Source organism: Deltaproteobacteria bacterium (assembly GCA_022340465.1).
GTDB lineage: Bacteria > Desulfobacterota > Desulfobacteria > Desulfobacterales > B30-G6 > JAJDNW01.
On record JAJDNW010000148.1, the window covers coordinates 1 to 3042 of the forward strand.

The window sequence follows — 3042 nt, forward strand, 5'->3', positions numbered from 1 at the left end:
GGCCCCAACTGCCTCGGCGTAGCCAATCCGCACCACCGTATGAATCCCACGCCCTTCCATTACGATGCCGAGCCGGGGTTTATCGGCCTGGCTTCCCAGAGTGGCAGCTTCGTCACCCAGATGTTCAACTACCTGGCCGGATTCGGCTTGGGGTACAGCACGGCTTTCAGTGTGGGGAACGAGGCCAATGTAGACATTGTCGACTGCATGGAATACCTGGCCACGTGTCCCCATACGAAAGTGATCGCTCTTTATATCGAAGGCGTTCGGCGCGGAGGACGCTTCATGGAAGCCGCCAGGAAAATTGCGCCGCACAAGCCGATCGTGGCCCTTTACGTCGGCGGATCGGAGGCCGGAAGGCGGGCCGGTTTTTCCCACACAGGTTCCATGGCGGGGCCGGACGATCTCTATGAGGGCATGTTCAAACAAAGCGGCATCATTCGAGCGGCGTCCATTACGGAGTTGTTCGACTTTTGCTGGGCCCTGGGGGTCCTGCCGCTGCCGGCGGGCAACCGCATAATGGTTCAAACAAACTCCGGCGGTCCGGGGGCCACGGCTGCGGACGCCTGTGACCGCGTCGGTATGGTGCTGCCGCCGCTTTCCCAGCGGACGGTCGAGGCGCTGAAACCTTTCATGCCGCACACGGGCACCTTCGGCAACCCCGTGGATTTCACCTTTACCAAAAACCTCATGGACTATTTCGACAAGATCCCTTCCTCGCTGCTGGAGGAGGAAAATATCGACACCTTGTTGACCTATTTCCTGTCCCCCTCCGTCTTTATCGAGCGGGCCTTGAAACAGATGGGTCTGCCCCCCGAAAAAGTCTCCCGGGAAGCCGAAAAATTAGCCCTGGATGCTGCCGACAGGTACGCCGCGGCGACAGCCGGGGGGGGGAAACCCGTTGTCGGCTTCACCCACCGCAGCTTGAAGGAAGACTTTTCCCGGCGGTTGATCACCAACGGTATCCCGTTGTTCCCGGATCCCACAAGGGCTTCCCGGGCCTTGCGCGCCCTTTTGGATTACAAAGCCATGAAAAGGCGGCTGGAGGAAGGATGACGACGAAGGATCTTGTCCTGGCCATCGACAACGGCACCCAGAGCCTCAAGGCCCTTGTGTACGACCTTGAGGGCCGGTTGCTGGCCAAAGAGGTGGTTGTTTTCGAGCCCTACTTTTCGGATCAGCCGGGTTGGACCGAACAGGACCCCGAGGTATTCTGGAGGGCACTCTGTCAGGGATGCCGGTCGTTGTGGTCTCGAGGGGAGGTGGAAAAGACCAGGATTGCCGGCGTCGCCCTGACCACTCAGCGGAGCACCGTAGTAAACGTTGATAAGAATGGTACGGCACTGCGGCCGGCCATGCTGTGGCCTGACCAGCGCAGGACCTACGGTCTGCCTGCGGTGGGCGGTTGGTGGGGCCTCATCTTCATGGTCGCCGGTCTTCGCAAGACCGTTGCCTACCTTCAAGAAGAGGCCGAAGCCAACTGGATTCGCACCTATCAGCCGGAAATCTGGAAAAACACCTACAAATACCTGTTCCTGTCGGGATACCTCACCCATCGGTTGACCGGCGAATTCGCCGATTCGGTGGGTTGTCAGGTGGGCTACGTTCCCTTCGACTACAGGCGACAGCGCTGGTCGGCCAGGTGGGACTGGAAGTGGCGCGTCCTGCCCATGGCGCCGGAACTGCTTCCCCGATTAAAACAACCCGGGGTCGTGCTGGGAGAAATAACGTCCGCGGCCTCGACGCAAACAGGCATCCCGGCGGGGCTGCCCCTGATAGCCGCGGCGGCGGACAAAGCCTGTGAGGTGATCGGCTCCGGCAGCTTGGAACCGCAGGTCGGTTGCCTGAGTTACGGTACCACGGCGACCATCAACGTGACCCACCGGAAATATGTGGAGCCGATTTCGTTGCTGCCCGCCTATCCGTCGGCCATCCCGGGTTATTATGCGGTGGAGGTCCAGGTGTACCGGGGATACTGGATGGTCAACTGGTTTAAAAAGCAGTTCGGTCACCCCGAAATGCAGGTTGCCGCGAAAAAGGACCTGGAGCCTGAAGCGCTTTTCGACAATCTGGTGGACAAAGTCGAGCCCGGTTCCATGGGGCTGATGCTCCAGCCTTACTGGACACCGGGGTTGAAATCACCGGGACCGGAAGCCAAGGGCGCCATTATCGGGTTCGGGGACATTCACACGCGCGCCCACCTGTACCGTTCCATTCTGGAGGGGTTGGCCTACGCTCTCAGGGAGGGCAAGGAGCGTATCGAACGGCGTACGAAAATTCCCATCACCAGCCTACGGGTGTCCGGGGGGGGCAGCCAGAGCCGCAACGCCATGCAGATCACCGCCGATATTTTCGGCCTGCCCACGGCCAAACCGGAGGTGTATGAGACTTCCGGCCTGGGGGCCGCCATCGACGCCGCGGTCGGCCTCGGGCTGCACGAAAATTTTTCCGCGGCCGTCAAAGCCATGACCCACGTGGGCGAGGTTTTCGAACCGGACCTGAAAACCCACAAGCTCTATAACGCTCTTTACCAGGACGTTTATAAAAAGATGTATGGACGTCTGAAGCCCCTCTACGAGCGCATCCGCGAAATTACCGGGTACCCCGAGTAAGGCTAACGGCCATTCCTTGAAGACAAAATTAATTCAAGGATCGGGGAGTTTTAGCTTAAAACCCTTGTCATCCCTGTGCAGGCGGGGATCAAGAGAGCGATTAGCCATATGCCCTGGATCCCCGCCTGCGCGGGGATGACGGGAAAACACCCCGATGGCTCAATTAATTAAAGCCTCCCGGGTTGCCGGGTTCACCGCACCTGCGGCGTCAAATGTCACGCCGCATGCCGAACAACTTCTTTTTTCAGCCCATATAGATCGCCCACGATAAAATTCGCAGCGTGTGTGTAGAGAACATCGGCCCACTGTGTTTTTGTGTTTGCAAACATTTTCCACGTCATGCCCCTCATGGGAAGGGAAACCCGCAGTCACACATCCAATTGCACCGGCCCCGATAACCGCAACGCGTGGACGTACCAACGTCATGGCT

Annotated in this window: 2 protein-coding genes; both read left to right on the plus strand. The window is 59.1% G+C overall.

All coding sequences use genetic code 11. The features are described 5' to 3' along the window. The coding region (locus tag LJE94_18850; protein ID MCG6912155.1) for a CoA-binding protein at positions 1–1056 on the plus strand (1056 nt) is incomplete at its 5' end. Further along, positions 1053–2612, plus strand: coding sequence for an FGGY-family carbohydrate kinase (locus LJE94_18855; protein ID MCG6912156.1), 1560 nt, complete (start codon positions 1053–1055; stop codon positions 2610–2612). The genes LJE94_18850 and LJE94_18855, both read left to right, overlap by 4 nt. Positions 2613–3042 lie beyond the last annotated feature (430 nt).